Below are 15,895 nucleotides of genomic sequence, written 5' to 3'. Positions count from 1 at the left end.
AATCGCCGCCAACCGATTTTGCGGAGACCGACATGACCCCCCGATTGCTGACCCTGTGCCTGCTGATCTTCGCCACGGCCGCGCTGCGGCTGCTGCCGCACTGGCCCAATTTCACCCCCGTGGCCGCGCTGGCACTGTTTGCCGGAGCGCATCTTGACGACCGCCGCCTGGCCTTCGTGGTGCCTTTCGCGGCGCTGCTGCTCAGCGACTGGGTGCTCGGCTTCTATCCGGGCATGGTCTTCGTGTATGCGGGGTTCGCGGTCAGCGTGCTGATCGGCTTTGCCCTGCGCCGCCGCCGAGGATTGCGACGAATTGCCGCAGCCACGCTGGCGGGCGCCATCGCGTTCTTCCTGATCAGCAATTTCGGCGCGTGGCTGACCACCGGACTCTACCCCAGGGATGCCGCCGGGCTGGCCGCCGCCTATATCGCGGGCATTCCCTTCCTGCGCAACGCGCTGGCCGGCGATCTGGTGTACGTGGCGTTGTTGTTCGGTGGGTTCTGGCTGGCGGAGCGGCGTTTCGCCTGGCTGCGCGCGAAGACGGCGGGACTCGCCAGGACGGGGGCCCTGGGTCAGTCTTGACACAGCGTCTTAATCGGAGAATCATTCGAATATTAGCATAAGCACTACGATTTATTCGCGGAGGATATGGATTATGTCGGAGAAGAAACTCGCCATCATTGCGACCAAGGGCACCCTGGACTGGGGATATCCTCCCTTTATTCTGGCGTCCACGGCCGCGGCCCTCGGCTATAGCACCGAGGTGTTCTTCACCTTCTACGGCCTGCAGCTGCTGAAGAAAAAGCTCGACGTCAAGGTCAGCCCGCTCGGCAACCCGGGCATGCCCATGCCGATGGGCATGGACAAGTGGTTCCCCATCCTCGGCACCGCGCTGCCGGGCATGGAAGGCATGATGACCATGATGATGAAGAACAAGATGAAGGCCAAGGGCGTGGCCAGCCTCGAAGAGCTGCGCGAACTCTGCCAGGAGGCCGAGGTGCGCATGGTGGCCTGCCAGATGACGGTCGATCTGTTCGACATGAACCCTTCCGACTTCATCGACGGTATCGAATTCGGCGGCGCCGCGACCTTCTTCGAGTTCGCCGGCGAAAGCGACATCTGCCTGTTCATCTGATGTCCCGCACGTTGTGCGTGCCCGGGCTGCCTGCAAGGCCCGGGCACGCGCAAGCGGGTTGACCGCATGTCGCCCGATTCCCCACAAGTTCCTTCCGAAGATTTCCTCGGTCTCTACCGGGGCCGCAGCGTCGGCATCCTGCGCTGGCCGCAGCTTGACGAGTTCTGGGCGCGTCTGAGGGCGCGCGCCGACGAAGGCTGGTACGTCTATGCCGTGGGCGAGCCGGTTCCCGATGCCGTCGTCGACGCCGAGGCGCTGTCGCATTTCATCGACGAGATCGATACCCTATTGCGGCGCGAGCACGATCACGACTATTGCGGCATCGTCTATGCCGACGATCCGGCACAACCCCGTCTGGTCAAGATATTCGATCCCAACCATCTGGGATCCTCATGCGGGTCGAGCGGGCAACCAACCCCGCCCGGCTGGGTGGTGTCGCGGTTGCCGCCGGTCGATCTGGCCGACGCCATGCCGCTGGCGAACAACCGCCGTCGCTGGTGGCAGCGCCTGTTCGGCGGCTGAGTCCCGCTAAACGTCCGTAGCCCGTCTTCGAGCGCATTCGAGATAGGCCGCCTCGTCCGGCGGCTGGCCCGAGCGCTGGGCCTCCCAGAGCGCCGTGCCGAGGCATTCCATCAACGCGTGTTCGGCCTCGTGGGCGCCGCCCAGCCGTAGGCTGAGCCGCCGATGGGCCTGCGCCAACCCGGGTGGCCGATCGGTGGCCACCTGTTCGCGGATGGCCAGATGCATGCCCATGTGCAGGAAGGGGTTGCCGGTGCCGTCCTCCGGCCCGAAATCGCGTTCCAGGGCGTCGCCGCCGGCCGCAAACAGGGCGTGATATTCCGGATGCGCGGCGATCACGTCCGCGATCTGCGCGCCGAGCGGATCCAGCGGTTCGCCGCGGCAATGGCGCTGCCAGGCATCAAGGTAATAGCGGCGGATCTGGCCGCGGTCGTTTCCGAACATGCCGTCCCTCTGGCCCCGGCCTCGGTCGGGGCGTGTCCATACGTCGTCGCGTGCGGTCGTCAGCCGCCGGCCATGTCGAGATCCGTCTGCACGCTGTCGATCCCGGCCTTGGCGCAGCGTGCGTCGAGTTCGCCCGTGGGCGCGCCGCTGACGCCGATCGCGCCGACGAGGGTACCACCCGCGTGAATCGGCAGGCCACCCGCGAACATGGCCATGCGCGGCATGCGGCCCAGCGGGGTGCTGGCGCGGTCGCCGAGTGTGGCAGTGGCGGCGTTGAAGGACAGCGCGGTGTAGGCCTTGTCGCGGCTGATCGCAAGCGTCAGGTCCGAACCCAGGGTGTCGCGCAGCACGACCTGGGGATTGCCGCCGCGGTCGATGAGGGTCACCGCGACGGACACTCCGGCCTTGCGGCAGGTCATCAGCGCGGTCTTGGCGATCGTGAGCGCCGTGTCCAGAGTCAGTCGGGGCAGTTTGACCATTAGCGGCGCGTCGGCATGGCTGACGGGGGCGGCGAGCAGGAGGGTGCCCAGCACGAACGCTGGCAGTCGGCGAAACGTGGCGATGGTTCCAGGCATGGGATTTGCTCCTCACTTTGATGGATATAGCAATCGAATGTACGGATATAAATAAATGTGATGGCCGAACGGGGACCTTCGGTGGTCGTGTTTGTCTATAGAGTTTAGGTGACGCGCCGGCAACCGGTTGGCGGCCGGCCGTCTTGTGCCCATGTTGAGTACAGTCGACGAGGGAGCCATGTCAGGACGATTCCAGGAGCTTGACGGGTCGAGCAGGCCCGCCGCGACCACCCTCCACAAACATCCGGTCGTGTTGTCGCCGGCCAATCTGCTGCGACGGATGCTGGACGGACGTATCCAGGGCGCGCGCCTGTCGATACGCCTGCCGGACGGCGAGACCCTGCATTTCGGGGAAGGCGATCTGCGCGCCGAGATGTTGATCCACCGGCGCTCCGTGCTGCGGCGCATCCTGCAGGATCCGGAATACGAACTCGGCGAAACCTATATGGATGGCGGCTGGGATCCGGGGCAGGGCGGCTTGCGCAATCTGCTGCGGGTGCTGATGAGCAGCTTCACCGAGGCGCCTCCGCATGGACTGGGGAGGGTCATCCTGCCGCTGGTCAAGCTGGTCCAGGAGGGCAATCGCATCGGCCGTGCACGCCGCAACGTGTCGCACCACTACGATCTCGACGAATCGCTGTTTCGCACCTTTTTGGACGATGGCATGTTTTATTCCTGTGCGTATTTCGAGCACGAGGACATGGGCCTGGAGGAGGCGCAGCAGGCCAAGTGCCGTCACATCATGCGCAAGCTGCAACCGAAACCGGGCGAGCGCATCCTCGACATAGGCTCCGGCTGGGGTGGGCTGGCGATCTACCTCGCCGAGCATGCCGGCGTCGAGGTGGACGGGCTGACGCTCTCCAGGGAACAGCTACGCGTGGCCGAGGCCGAGGCCGCGCGGCGCGGGCTGTCGGATCGCGTGCGTTTCCATCTGCGTGACTACCGCGAGCACACCGGACAGTACGACCGGATCGTCAGCGTCGGCATGTTCGAACACGTCGGCGAACCCAATTTCCCCGCCTTCTTCGGCCAGGTCGAAGCACTGCTGGCGCCGCATGGGGTGGCGCTGCTGCATACCATCGGCGCGAGCAACGAGGCAGGTCCCACCAATGCCTGGATCCGCGAACATATCTTCCCCGGCGGCTTCATTCCCTCGCTGTCGCAGATCAGCCGTGTGGTCGAGCGCACCGGCCTGATGCAGACCGACGTCGAGGTGCTGCGCCTGCATTACGCCTGGACCCTGGCTGAATGGTTCCGACGCTTCCAGCAGCGCCGGGCCGAAATCGCCGCACGCATGGGCGAGCGCTTCTGCCGTATGTGGGAGTTCTATCTGGCGGTCAGCGAGGGTTCCTTCCTGTGGCGCGATCTGGTGGTGTTCCATATTCAGCTCAGCCATGCCCACGGCGCCGTGCCGATGACCCGCGATTACCTCTACTGCGAGCCGCAGCAGCCCTAGTGCCTAGCGCCCCGCTTCAGTAAGCTCGGTCTTGTCCACCCACGGTGCGGTGTGCGCCGCGGGCCAGCCCTATGGAGAACCGAGTGAGCGAACACGTTCTGGCATTGCCGCCCCAAACCGAGGCCATGCGCGCTGCCCAGCAGCTCATCACCGAGTCGCTGATTCACTATGAGGGGCTGCCGGTCGGCACGCGCGCCGCGCTCAGCGCCTGGACCGCGGCGGAAAACTATGCCGACTGCTTCATTCGCGATTTCGTGCCCTCCGGGCTGGTGTTCCTGCTGCAGGGGCGGCACGACGTGGTGCGCAATTTCCTGCGTGTGGCGCTGCGCATCCGCGATTTGCAGGAGGAAATCGAGGGTCACCGCGGGTTGCCGCGGGTGATGCCCGCGAGCTTCCGCGTCGAACGGCATCTGGACGGGGGCGAATCGCTGCACGCGGATTTCGGTGATCGCGCCATCGGCCGGGTGGCTCCGGTCGACTCGATGATGTGGTGGGTGTTGCTGTTGCAGGCCTACGTGCGCGAAACCGGCGATACCGCATTGGCCGCCGATCCGGCCTTCCAGCGCGGTCTGCAATCGATTCTGGGCGTGTTGCTCAACGACCGTTTCGAGGTCTTCCCGACCCTGCTGGTGCCAGACGGGTCGTTCATGATCGACCGGCGCATGGGCGTGTACGGTCATCCCCTGGAAATCCAGGCGCTTTTCTTCGGCAGTCTCAACGCGCTGGCCGAGCTGCTGCTGCCCAGCGAGGCGACGCGACCGATGCTTGAGCAGGCGGTGAAGCGCCGCGCGCAGCTCACGGAATACGTGCGCCAGTTCTACTGGCTGGATCTGGCCCGCCTCAACGACATCCATCGCTACGAGACCGAAGCCTTCGGGCAGGATGCGGTCAATCCCCTCAACATCTATCCGGAAAGCATCCCGGACTGGCTGGTCGACTGGTTGCCCGATGCAGGCGGCTATCTGCTTGGCAACCTCGGACCCGGGCGCATGGATTTCCGCTTCTTCGCCTTCGGCAACCTGTTGGCGGTGATCTTCGGACTGGCCACACCGACGCAGTCCGATGCGATCATGAATCTCTATGAGGCGCAGTGGTCCGACCTCGTCGGACGCATGCCCGTCAAGCTCATCTATCCGGCCATGGCCGGTCTCGAATGGCAGCTGCTGACCGGTTCGGACCCTAAGAATACGCCTTGGTCCTATCACAACGGCGGCAACTGGCCGGCCCTGCTGTGGGCCTTCGCCGGTGCCGCCATGCGTACGGGCCGCGGCGATCTGGCGCGCCGCGCGCTGGAGATCGCTGAGCCGCGCCTGCTGGCGGACGACTGGCCGGAGTATTACGACGGCCGCAACGGACGCCTGATCGGGCGTCGCGCGAATACGCGTCAGACCTGGAGCGCGGCCGCGCTGCTGGTCGCGCACGGCCTGATACGCGAGCCGGACCGACTTGCCTTCTGGGCGGCGCCTGAAGGGGTGTGACGGGCTGGTATTTCGCCGTCCGATTGGCGAGAATGGCGCAATAGTTGACCGCCATACTCGGAAAACAGGACGCATGCCGATGTCCCCATCAGCCCTTGCCCGGCCGGCCATGGCCGGCGGTCCCGTCCCTCCTCGGGGCACGCGCAGCATAACCTTGGACACACCCTTTCGCTTCCACCGCGGCGGCGAACTGCCGCGGCTGGAAATTGCCTACGAAACCTGGGGCACGCTCAATACGGCGCGCGACAACGCGGTGCTGATCTTCACCGGCCTGTCCGCCAATGCGCATGCCGCGACCTCGGTCTGCGATCCGCAGCCGGGCTGGTGGGAATACATGCTCGGCGCGGGCAAGCCGCTGGACACCTCCCGCCATTACGTCATCTGCGTCAATTCGCTCGGCAGCTGCTACGGCAGCAGCGGGCCGGCCTCGCTCGATCCGGTCAGCGGCCAGCCCTATGGCCCCGACTTCCCACGGCTGTCGGTGGAAGACATCGCCGCCGCCGGGCGCGCCCTGACCCAGGCATTGGGGCTGCGCCGGTTGTCGGCGGTGGTCGGTGCCTCGCTCGGCGGCATGAGCGCGCTGGCCTTCGCGCTGCAGACGCCCGACGCGCTGCGGCGGCTGGTGTTGATCAGCTCGGCGGCCCACCCTACTGCGCATGCCATCGCCATGCGCTCGCTGCAGCGGGAGATCGTACGCGCCGACCCGGCCTGGGCGGACGGGCGTTATCGGCCGCCTGGGCCGGTGGAGGGCATGCGGCTGGCGCGCAAGCTCGGCATTTCCTGCTATCGCTCGCCGGAGGAGTGGGAGCAACGCTTCGGTCATCGCCGCGCGGCCGCGCGCGCCGCTTCGGATCAGTTCGAGGTCGAGTCCTATCTCGAACACAACGCGACCAAATTCGCGCTGGGTTTCGACGCCAATGCCTATCTCGCGCTTTCGCGGGCGATGGACGATTTCGACGCCGCCGATCATGGCGAGGGCGACCTGGCTGCGGCGCTGGCCCGGCTGCAAGGGCTTGAGGCCCTGGTCATCGGCGTGCGCAGCGACACGCTGTTCCCGGAATCGCAGCAGCGCGCGCTGGCCGACGGTCTGCGCGCGGTCGGCGCCAAGGTTCGCTATGCGGCACTGGAGTCGCCGCAGGGACATGACGCATTCCTCATCGACGAGGCGCGTTTCGGACCTGTGGTGAGGGCGTTTTTCGCCGACACGCACTGAGGCGGACGATCCGCCTCAGTGCGACTCGACGCGGGTCTTGCCGCAGCGCGCGCAGCGGTACTCGGTGACGAGTCGCCCGGCCTTGACGTCGAACCGCTTGTCCTTCTCCACCACCCATTTATGGAAGCCGCGGCGGCACAGCATGTCGCCGCGGTGCTTTTCCGAGGCGCTCGGACGGCGGAACGGGACGACGTCGCCCATATTCAGCCCTTGCTGCCACCCATGCAGAGAGGCGATTCGGGCACGTGGCCGGCGCGCTCGAACCATTCGTCCGGGCTCAGGGTGTGCAGCGCGAGGGCGTGCAGCCCCTCGGAGAATTCGTCGGCCAGAATCTGGTTCACCCTGCGGTGGCGCTGGATCAGTCGCTCGCCGTCGAAAGCCGCGCTGACCACGGTCACCTTGAAGTGGGATTCGGAGCCGGGCGGCACGTTGTGGTTGCCGCTTTCGTTGACGACCTCGATGAATTCCGGTTCGAGGGCGTCGGTCAGTTTACGTTCGATCAACTGCTGGCGGGACATGGCGGATTCCTCGGTTGCTTGGGGCTAGCATAACGCGCCGCGAGGGCGTCAGGAATATGCCCGATCCTAAGCCCGGGAACCGATTTCAGGGAAGTGCGTAGAAGGCCCGCGCGGTGGCGGTGGTCTCGCTGGCGACCTGTTCGGGCGGTCGCCCGACGGCGGCGGCGACCGCCGCCAGCACGTGGGGCAGGTAGGCCGGTTCGTTGCGCCGCGAGTGTGGCTTGGGATGCATGTCGCGCGGCAACAGATAGGGCGCATCGGTCTCGATCATCAGGCGGTCGGGCGGTATGCGGCCAATGAATTCGCGCAGGTGGTGGCCGCGGCGTTCGTCGCAGATCCAGCCGGTGATGCCGATGTGCAGGTCGAGGTCGAGATAGGCGTCGAGTTCCCCGCGCGTCCCGGTGAAGCAGTGCACCACCGCGCGGCTCAGGCGCTCGCGGTGGCGGCGCAGGATGGCGATGAAATGCGCATGCGCCTCGCGCTCGTGCAGGAAGGCCGGCAGGCCGAGTTCGGCCGCGAGTTCGAGCTGCGCCTCGAAGGCGCGTTCCTGCACGTGGCGGGGCGAATAGTCGCGATTGAAGTCGAGCCCGGTTTCGCCGATCGCGCGTATCTTGGGGTGGGCCAGGGCGAGTTCGCGCAGCGTGCCGGCGGTGGCGTCGTCCCAGGTCACCGCGCGGTGCGGGTGTACGCCCACGGTGGCGTAGAGATGCTCCGGGTAGCGCTCGGCCAGGGCCACGCTGGCGAGGCTGTCTTCGAGGTCCGAGCCGGTGCACAGCAGTTGCGCGACGCCGACCTCCAGCGCGCGCTTGAGTACGGCATGTTCGTCCGCGCGGAAACCGCTGTGGGCGAAGTTGAAGCAGATGTCGACGAGTTCCATCCGGGTATCTCCGAAAGCGGCGGGCACTATAGCAAAACCGCTGCCTGGGCGTTTTTGCCAGGGTGGCCTCGGGTGTAGTATCCGTTGATCGAAGCACTGAGAAGAGACTCGCCATGATGAAGGAAGCATCACCGCGCACCATTTATCTCAAGGACTATCAGGAGCCCGCGTTCCTGATCGAGCGCACCGAGCTGCGATTCGAGCTGGGCGAGGATTTCACGCAGGTTGAGACGCGCCTGCAGCTGCGCCGCAATCCGGCGGCGGCTTCCGCCGATGCGCCGCTGGTGCTGGACGGCGAGGACCTGGAGCTGCTTGCCGTGCGCATCGACGGCCGCGAGCTGCAGGCGCAGGAATGGCTGCAGGATGCCGATTCGCTGACCCTGGCCGGCGTGCCCGATGCATTCGAGCTGGAGATCGTCAATCGCATCAAGCCGCAGGAAAATACCCGCCTGGAGGGGCTGTACAAGTCCTCGGGCAATTTCTGCACGCAGTGCGAGGCCGAGGGTTTCCGGCGAATCACCTACTATCTCGACCGTCCCGACGTGCTCAGCGTGTTCACCACCACCGTGGTGGCGGATGCGACGGAGTATCCCGTGCTGCTGTCCAACGGCAATCCCGTGGATACCGGCCGGCTCGACGACGGCCGGCACTTTGCGACCTGGCACGATCCGTTTCCCAAGCCCTCGTATCTGTTCGCGCTGGTGGCGGGGCGGTTGGCCTGCCAGAGCGACCGCTTCGTCACCGCCTCGGGCCGCGAGGTGGAGCTGCGCATCTACGTCGAGGCGCACAACGCCGACAAGTGCGAGCACGCGATGGAGTCGGTCAAGAAAGCGATGCGCTGGGACGAGACGCGCTTCGGCCTGGAGTACGACCTCGACATCTACATGATCGTCGCGGTGGACGACTTCAACATGGGGGCGATGGAGAACAAGGGCCTCAACGTTTTCAATTCCCAGTACGTACTGGCGCGCCCGGATACGGCGACCGACGACAACTATGAGCACATCGAGGGCGTGATCGCCCACGAATACTTCCACAATTGGACCGGCAACCGCGTCACCTGCCGCGACTGGTTCCAGCTCTCGCTCAAGGAAGGGCTCACCGTGTTCCGCGACCAGAGCTTCACCGCCGAGATGACCTCGGGCACGGTGAAGCGCATCGCCGACGTGCGCCGCCTGCGCACGCACCAGTTCGCCGAGGACGCCAGCCCCATGGCGCACCCGGTGCGCCCGCCGTCGTATATGGAAATCAACAACTTCTACACCGTGACGGTGTACGAGAAGGGCGCCGAGGTCGTGCGCATGTACGAGACCCTGCTGGGGCGCGACGGCTTCCGCCGCGGCATGGATCTGTACTTCGAGCGCCACGACGGACAGGCGGTGACCACCGACGACTTCCTGGCCGCGATGGCCGACGCCAACGGCGCCGACCTCGAACAGTTCCGCCGCTGGTACGACCAGGCCGGCACGCCGGTGGTGACGGTCGAGGATACGTGGGAACCGGAAACCGGGCGCTATACCCTGCGTCTGAGTCAGTCCTGCCCGCCGACGCCCGGACAGCCCGAGAAACTGCCGTTCCTGATCCCGCTGCGCATGGGGCTGGTCGGTCCGGACGGCGCCGACCTGCCGCTGCGGCTCGAAGGCGAGGGCGACGGCGGCGCGACCGACCGCGTGTTCCGCCTGACCGAGCCCGAGCAGACGCTGTGCTTCACCGGTCTGCCGGCGCGGCCGGTGCCCTCGCTCAACCGCGGTTTTTCCGCGCCGGTCCGGGTGGCGTTCGACTACACGCCGACGGTGCTGGCCTTCCTGGCCGCGCACGACAGCGATCCCTTCAACCGCTGGGATGCGGGCGAGCGCCTGGCGCTGTCCGTGCTGCTCGATCTGGTCGAGGACGTGCGCGCCGGGCGGGCGCTTGCCTTGCCGGCCGGCTTCATCGAGGCCTTCGCCGCCGTGCTGAGTGATACTCGGCTAGAACCCAACCTGCGCGCCGACATGCTGGCCCTGCCGGGCGAGGCCTGGCTCGCCGAGCAGTTCGAGATCGTCGACCCGGATGCGATCCACGCGGCCCGCGAATATGCGCGCCGGGCGCTGGCCACGGAACTGGAAGCGCAATGGCTGGCCGCCTACCACGGCCACACCCCCGAGGGCGGCTATCGCTATACGCCGGAGGAGGCGGGCCGGCGCGCGCTACGCAATCTCGCGCTGAGCTACCTGGCCGCGCTGGATTCGCCTGCCGGCGCCAGGCTCGCCGAGACGCAGTTCCGCGAGGCGGACAACATGACCGACACCATGGGCGCGCTCGGCGCGCTGATGCTGACCGATGACCCCGCCCGGGGTCTCGCGCTGGCGGCGTTCTACGAACGCTGGCAGGACGACTCGCTGGTACTGAACAAGTGGTTCGGCCTGCAGGCGGTGCGGCAGCATCCGGATACCCTGGCGGAGGTCGAGCGGCTGCTGGCGCATCCGGCGTTTTCCCTGGGCAATCCGAACCGCGTGTACGCGCTGCTCGGCGGGTTCATGATGGGCAATCCGACGGGCTTCCATGCCGCCGACGGCAGCGGCTACCGCTTCGCCGCCGATCAGGTGCTGGCGCTGGACGCGCGCAATCCGCAGGTCGCCGCGCGCCTGGTCAAGGTGTTCAGCCGCTGGCGGCGCTTCGACACGGAGCGTCAGGCATTGATGCGAACCGAGCTGGAGCGCCTCAAGGGGCACGAGCTGTCCCCCGACGTGTACGAGATCGTCAGCAAGAGTCTGGAAGGCTGAAACACATGCGCCTCACGGTCGGCCGCTGGCTCATCGTGTTGGAGCTGGCGGTCGGCCTGCCGGCTGCGGCCGGCACGCTGCCCCGGGTGATCGGGGATGCCGAAGCGCCGGCCTGCGTGGATGCCGCCGCGCTCGCTCGGCATATGTACGCCGCGCCGACGTTCCGTCTGGTGGCACCGCTGAGCCTGCCCCCTGGTTTTCGCAGCATTTTGATCCTGGGAACCCGCAAGGTCGACATTTCGGGCGGGCATGCGCTCGTGTCCGACCCGGCGTTCTTCGAGTCGTTCCCCCTCAAGGGATCGATCTACCGCGGGACGCTGTACTGGGGGCGGACGATTTCCGGTCGGCGCGTGGTCGAGATTGCACGCCCCGCCGGGTGGCAGGGCGACACATATTCGTTATGGGCGATCGATGCGCGGATGCCGCGCACGGATTTCGTGACGGCGTTGCAGGATGCTCGGCAGCCTATGCGCAAATCCGCGCTCGTCGATGCCGTGTGGCGTCCGCCGCTGGTCTTCGCGGCGCGGCACGCGAACCGGATCTGGATCGTCACGGTCGGCGAACCCTATGGCGTGCTCGGGAACTGGCAGGTGTATGCACTGAGGGCGTCCGGCGTCGCGAGGGTCTGTTCGCTGGCATTCGTGCCGCGGGGGCAGACGGCGGCGAGCCTGCTGCCCGCGCCGGTGAGCCGTTTTTCGCGGCTCCTCGAGGCGACGCTCGGTTCCGGCGAAGATGAGGGCACGTTGCAGTCGACCGCACGATTGCGCCTCAACGTCAGGCGGGCGCTTGGCAATCTGGCGCTACGGCCCTGGGCCATGGCGGCGACGCCGGCCTACAACACTCGCGCGCAGGTCGATGCGGGACTCGCGGCCTGGGCACGGCATGACCCGGGCCGCACGCGGTTGCGCGATGCCGTCCTAAAGGCCTACGCGCCGGCAGAGCGCGCGCTGGCCGACTACTATGCACGGACTTTGGGGGTGCCAGGCACGCAGGCGGCTGCCTGGGCGGAGACCGGCATGGACCGGTTTCTGCGCGGTCACTTTGTTTTCCCGCATGCCGACGAATGAAGTGGGTCTGAATCCGCGGATTCCGCCGTGTTATTGATCGAGGCCAAGGCGCGGAGCGACGTTTTTCGTACAGTGACAGCATGAAGTTGCCCGCATGCATACCGGAGACCGCGCGTTGATACCCGAATCCCCGACCGTCCGTTTCGATGCCGAGCTGATCCGCCGCTACGACCGCGCCGGCCCGCGCTATACCTCCTACCCGACCGCGGTGCAGTTCCACGAGGGCTTCGGGGAGGTCGAGTATCGCGCGGCCGCCGCGCGCAGCAACACGCAGGGGCGGGCACTGTCGCTGTATTTCCATCTGCCGTTCTGCAACACGGTCTGCTACTACTGCGCCTGCAACAAGATCGTGACCAAGGATCGTTCGCGCGCCGCACCCTATCTGGCGCGGCTGCATCGCGAGATCGCCCTGCAGGCTAGGCTGTTCGACGCCGGCAGGCAGGTGGAGCAGCTGCATTGGGGCGGCGGCACCCCGACCTTCCTCTCGCATGCCGAGATGGCCGCGCTGATGACGGCGACGCGCGAGCATTTCGCGCTGGCGGAGGATGGCGAGTATTCCATCGAGGTCGATCCGCGCGAGGCGGGCCCGGGCACCATCGAGCTGCTGGGCGAACTCGGCTTCAACCGTCTGAGTCTGGGCGTGCAGGACTTCGACGAACGCGTGCAGCGGGCGGTCAACCGCATCCAGGGCGAGGCGGAGACGCTCGGCGTAATCGAGCGGGCGCGTGCCTCCGGTTTCCGCTCGGTGAGCGTCGATCTCATCTACGGCCTGCCGTTCCAGAGCGTGGCGAATTTCGCCGCCACGGTCGATCGCATCGTCGCGGCCGGGCCGGATCGCGTTTCGGTGTTCAACTACGCGCACCTGCCCGAGCGCTTCAAGCCGCAGCGGCGGATCGCCGCCGAGGATCTGCCCAGCCCGGCGGAGAAGCTGGCCATTCTCGAGGACACCATCGGCCGGCTGACCGCGGCCGGCTACGTCTACATCGGCATGGATCACTTCGCGCGGCCGGACGACGAACTCGCGGTGGCCCAGCGCGCGGGCACGCTGTATCGCAACTTCCAGGGCTATTCCACGCACGCCGAGTGCGATCTGGTGGCCATGGGCGTGACCGCCATCGGCTCGCTGGGTGATGTCTATGCGCAGAACGTGCGCACCGAGGCGGAGTATTTCGCGCGTTTGGACGATGATCGGCTGGCGGTCTTTCGCGGGGTCGTCCTGAGCGAGGACGACCGTCTGCGGCGCGCGGTGATCTCGGCGCTGATCTGCCGCTTCCGGCTCGATTTCGCTACCGTCGAAGCCGAATACGGCATCGTGTTCCGCGATTATTTCGCTGCCGAGTTGGCGGTGCTGGCGGGCATGCGCGAGGATGGCCTGCTGGACTTGACTGCGGTGGGGATCGAGGTCACGTCGGCGGGGCGGCTGCTGATCCGCAACATCTGCATGGTCTTCGATGCCTATCTGACGGCGGCGCGCGCAGCCTATTCGAGGGCGATCTAGCCGCCGCACTAGCGTATCAGCGGCCGGTGTCGCGCGATGCTTTGCAGCAGCCCCATCGCTGCCGCCATGGTGACGAGCGAGGTGCCGCCGTAGCTCATGAACGGCAGCGGTACGCCGACCACGGGCAGCAGGCCCATGGTCATGCCCACGTTGATGAATACGTACATCGCGAAGGTCAGCGACAGCGTGCCCGCGAGCAGGCGCGAGAAATTGTCGCTGGCGCGCCAGGCGATGTAGAGTCCGCGCAGGATGATGAAGGCATAGGCCGTGAGCAGCGCGACGCTGCCGGCGAGCCCGAATTCCTCGCCGAACACCGCGAAAATGAAGTCTGTGCGGCTTTCGGGCAGGAAGCCGAGCTGGGCCTGCGGCGCGTGCAGCCAGCCGAGGCCATAGAGTCCGCTGGAACCGATCGCGATGGTGGACTGGATGATGTGATAGCCGGCGCCCAGCGGCGCGCGCTCGGGGTCCAGGAAGGTGAGGATGCGTGCCTTCTGGTAGGCATGCATGAAATGCCAGATGACCGGGACGAGGGCGGCAACCACGAGTGCGCCGACCAGCAGATAGCGGTAGGGCACGCCGGCCAGAAAGATCACCACCAGGCCGGTGATGACGATGAGCATTGCCGTGCCCAGATCGGGTTCCTTGGCGATCAGCGCGACGGGAATCGCGATCAGCAGCAGCGCGCCCAGCAGATGCGGCAGATTGAGCGGCAACGGCCGCCGACTGAACAGATAGGCCAACGCCAGCGGCAGCGCCAGTTTCATGAATTCAGAAGGTTGCAGCCGCACCGGCCCGAGATCCAGCCAGCGGCGCGCGCCCAGCGCGGTTTCGCCGAGCCCGAGTACCGCTATCAGCATGAGCACGGCGAACAGGTAGGCATAGGGGCTCAGACGTCGCCATTGCTGCGGCGACACCTGGGCGATACCGATCATGATGACGAACGCCACCGCGAATTTGCCGCCCTGATGCCAGACCGTCGCGATATCCTGGCCGGAAGCGCTATACAGCACGAGTTCGCCGACGCTGAAGATGGCGAGGATGCCGGTGACCAGCGGCCAGTCCAGCCGCAGCCGCGAGAGTATCGCGAGTCCGCGGGCGCGTAGCAGCTGGCTGCGCGCCCCTTGGTAATAAAGCGTTTCCATCGCCCGGTTGCGTCCCCTAGAGCCAGTGTGAAATGCGTGAAGTCATGCGTTGCAGCAGGTTTTCCTGCGCGCCGGCGCGCAGCGCGACTGCGGGTGTCTGCGCCAGGGAGCGGCCGTCGAGCGTTACCTGCAGCGTGCCGATGTCCTGGCCGCGTGCGACCGGCGCGCGCAGGTGCCGGTCGAGGCGCAGGCGGATGCGTAGCGCCCGGTACTGGCCGCGCGGCACCAGTACGACGAGCGGTCGCCTCACGCCCAGAGGTATCGCATGCGCGGCGTCGCGGACACGCACCCGACGGATCGCGTGGCCGGGGCGATAGAGGACGTGACGGTCGAAATTGTCGAACGCCCATGAGAGCAGGGCGTAGGCTTGCCCGGCCACGTGCGCGAATGCGCGTTCGGTGCTGCGGTGGCCGCCGGGGGTGCCGAGCACGCTGGCGACCAGGGTGGTGCCGTCCTGGCGTGCAGCGGCGACGATGCCGTAGCCGTGCGTGCCGTCGCCGACCGTCAGACCCAGCGCCGACGGGTCGCGTATCAGCAGGCGGTCGAAGCTGTACTGCTCGATGCCGTCAAAGCGCATCGCGCGGTGGCGGAAATAGGGCAGATACTGCGGGAAACGGTCGACCACCGCAGCACCGAGGCGGGCGGCGTCGAGGGCGGTGGTGCGGGCATGGCGGTCGTTCAGACCGTCGACCGAGGTGTAGTGCGTGTGCGTCAGACCGAGCGCCGCCGCCGTCTGGTTCATCAGGCTCAACGCCGCCTGGCGGGTGCCGGCGATGCCCTGGGCCAGACAGACGGCGGCATCGTTGCCGCCGTCTGTGATCAGGCCGTCGAGCAGTTGCGACACGCTGATGCGGGTGTCCGGCTTGAGGAACATCGACGAGCCGGGCGTGCGCCAGGCCGCGACGCTGACCGGCAGACGCGTCGCGGGTTTGATCCGGTGTGCCGTCATCTCCTCGAAGGTGACATAGGCGAGCATGAGCTTGGTGCTGGCCGATGGGCCGAGCGCATGCCGCGCATCCTGTGCGGCCAGCAGTTGCCCATTGCCCGCATCGAGGAGCGCGTAACCGCCCGTATGCAGGTGCGGCGCTGGCGGAATCAAGGGCGTCGGCCCGTTTGCCGGGATATCGGCCCGGGCGTTGCCGGCCAGCGCGGTCAGGCCGGCCAGCGTGGCGAGTAGGAGGCGGAGACTTCGCATGGCGGGTCGTTCCTGCC

The 15,895-nt window shown here is 66.8% G+C and carries 16 protein-coding genes; 9 read left to right on the top strand and 7 right to left on the bottom strand.

The genetic code is table 11. The annotated features are described in order from the left end of the window. Window positions 1–32 precede the first annotated feature (32 nt). From THPRO_RS05600 to THPRO_RS05590, 3 genes are all read left to right on the top strand, one after another. Entirely contained in the window at window positions 33–581 is a 549-nt protein-coding gene (locus THPRO_RS05600) for a DUF6580 family putative transport protein (protein WP_038093791.1), read from the top strand. 73 nt (window positions 582–654) lie between these two features. Further along, the gene (gene dsrE2 / locus THPRO_RS05595) at window positions 655–1,134 is read left to right on the top strand and encodes a sulfur carrier protein DsrE2 (protein ID WP_038093794.1); all 480 of its coding nucleotides are present in this window, start codon (window positions 655–657) and stop codon (window positions 1,132–1,134) included. A gap of 66 nt (window positions 1,135–1,200) precedes the next feature. Then, window positions 1,201–1,656 (top strand): hypothetical protein, encoded by a 456-nt coding sequence (locus tag THPRO_RS05590; protein ID WP_038093796.1) that lies wholly within the window; start codon window positions 1,201–1,203, stop codon window positions 1,654–1,656. Between the two features lie 6 nt (window positions 1,657–1,662). Here THPRO_RS05590 and THPRO_RS05585 read toward each other — a convergent pair whose 3' ends face one another. Both THPRO_RS05585 and THPRO_RS05580 read right to left on the bottom strand, forming a co-directional pair. After that, window positions 1,663–2,097: a DUF1841 family protein gene (locus THPRO_RS05585; RefSeq protein ID WP_038093798.1), complete on the bottom strand. Its 435-nt coding sequence runs from the start codon at window positions 2,095–2,097 to the stop codon at window positions 1,663–1,665. 59 nt (window positions 2,098–2,156) lie between these two features. Beyond that, window positions 2,157–2,672 (bottom strand): GlcG/HbpS family heme-binding protein, encoded by a 516-nt coding sequence (locus THPRO_RS05580; RefSeq protein WP_038093799.1) that lies wholly within the window; start codon window positions 2,670–2,672, stop codon window positions 2,157–2,159. A 178-nt stretch (window positions 2,673–2,850) separates the two neighbouring features. On the opposite strand from THPRO_RS05580, the gene THPRO_RS05575 reads away from it, so the two are divergent. From THPRO_RS05575 to metX, 3 genes are all read left to right on the top strand, one after another. Beyond that, window positions 2,851–4,128, top strand: a complete 1,278-nt coding sequence (locus THPRO_RS05575) for an SAM-dependent methyltransferase (protein WP_236717255.1) — start codon at window positions 2,851–2,853, stop codon at window positions 4,126–4,128. A gap of 125 nt (window positions 4,129–4,253) precedes the next feature. Then, entirely contained in the window at window positions 4,254–5,606 is a 1,353-nt protein-coding gene (locus tag THPRO_RS05570) for a glycoside hydrolase 100 family protein (RefSeq protein WP_145930725.1), read from the top strand. Window positions 5,607–5,679: 73 nt separating this feature from the next. Next, window positions 5,680–6,819, top strand: a complete 1,140-nt coding sequence (metX, locus tag THPRO_RS05565; protein WP_330219983.1) for a homoserine O-acetyltransferase MetX — start codon at window positions 5,680–5,682, stop codon at window positions 6,817–6,819. A 15-nt stretch (window positions 6,820–6,834) separates the two neighbouring features. Here metX and THPRO_RS05560 read toward each other — a convergent pair whose 3' ends face one another. The 3 genes from THPRO_RS05560 to THPRO_RS05550 all read right to left on the bottom strand — a co-directional run bounded on the left by THPRO_RS05560 (window position 6,835) and on the right by THPRO_RS05550 (window position 8,214). Next, window positions 6,835–7,020 (bottom strand): hypothetical protein, encoded by a 186-nt coding sequence (locus THPRO_RS05560; protein ID WP_038093804.1) that lies wholly within the window; start codon window positions 7,018–7,020, stop codon window positions 6,835–6,837. Window positions 7,021–7,022: 2 nt separating this feature from the next. Then, on the bottom strand, window positions 7,023–7,337 hold the full coding sequence (locus tag THPRO_RS05555; RefSeq protein WP_038093807.1) for a BolA family protein: 315 nt from the start codon (window positions 7,335–7,337) through the stop codon (window positions 7,023–7,025). Window positions 7,338–7,422: 85 nt separating this feature from the next. Next, on the bottom strand, window positions 7,423–8,214 hold the full coding sequence (locus THPRO_RS05550) for a TatD family hydrolase (protein ID WP_038093808.1): 792 nt from the start codon (window positions 8,212–8,214) through the stop codon (window positions 7,423–7,425). A gap of 116 nt (window positions 8,215–8,330) precedes the next feature. On the opposite strand from THPRO_RS05550, the gene pepN reads away from it, so the two are divergent. From pepN to hemN, 3 genes are all read left to right on the top strand, one after another. After that, on the top strand, window positions 8,331–10,976 hold the full coding sequence (gene pepN, locus THPRO_RS05545) for an aminopeptidase N (protein ID WP_038093821.1): 2,646 nt from the start codon (window positions 8,331–8,333) through the stop codon (window positions 10,974–10,976). 5 nt (window positions 10,977–10,981) lie between these two features. Continuing rightward, window positions 10,982–12,043 carry a hypothetical protein gene (locus THPRO_RS05540; RefSeq protein WP_038093811.1) on the top strand — a complete coding sequence of 354 codons (1,062 nt, stop codon included), beginning with the start codon at window positions 10,982–10,984 and terminating at the stop codon, window positions 12,041–12,043. A gap of 94 nt (window positions 12,044–12,137) precedes the next feature. Continuing rightward, window positions 12,138–13,541, top strand: a complete 1,404-nt coding sequence (hemN, locus tag THPRO_RS05535) for an oxygen-independent coproporphyrinogen III oxidase (RefSeq protein ID WP_038093814.1) — start codon at window positions 12,138–12,140, stop codon at window positions 13,539–13,541. Window positions 13,542–13,549: 8 nt separating this feature from the next. Here hemN and rodA read toward each other — a convergent pair whose 3' ends face one another. Together rodA and THPRO_RS05525 are read right to left on the bottom strand one after the other, a co-directional pair. Further along, a complete protein-coding gene (rodA, locus tag THPRO_RS05530; protein WP_052064718.1) occupies window positions 13,550–14,683 on the bottom strand; it encodes a rod shape-determining protein RodA in 1,134 nt (377 codons plus the stop codon). 16 nt (window positions 14,684–14,699) lie between these two features. Then, window positions 14,700–15,878, bottom strand: a complete 1,179-nt coding sequence (locus THPRO_RS05525) for a D-alanyl-D-alanine carboxypeptidase family protein (protein WP_038093817.1) — start codon at window positions 15,876–15,878, stop codon at window positions 14,700–14,702. Between the last annotated feature and the right edge of the window lie 17 nt (window positions 15,879–15,895).

The sequence above is a fragment of the Acidihalobacter prosperus genome (genome assembly GCF_000754095.2).
GTDB classification, from domain to species: Bacteria; Pseudomonadota; Gammaproteobacteria; order DSM-5130; family Acidihalobacteraceae; genus Acidihalobacter; species Acidihalobacter prosperus.
Note: the sequence above shows the minus strand (reverse complement) of the source record. Positions and strands in the feature narration are given on the sequence as shown.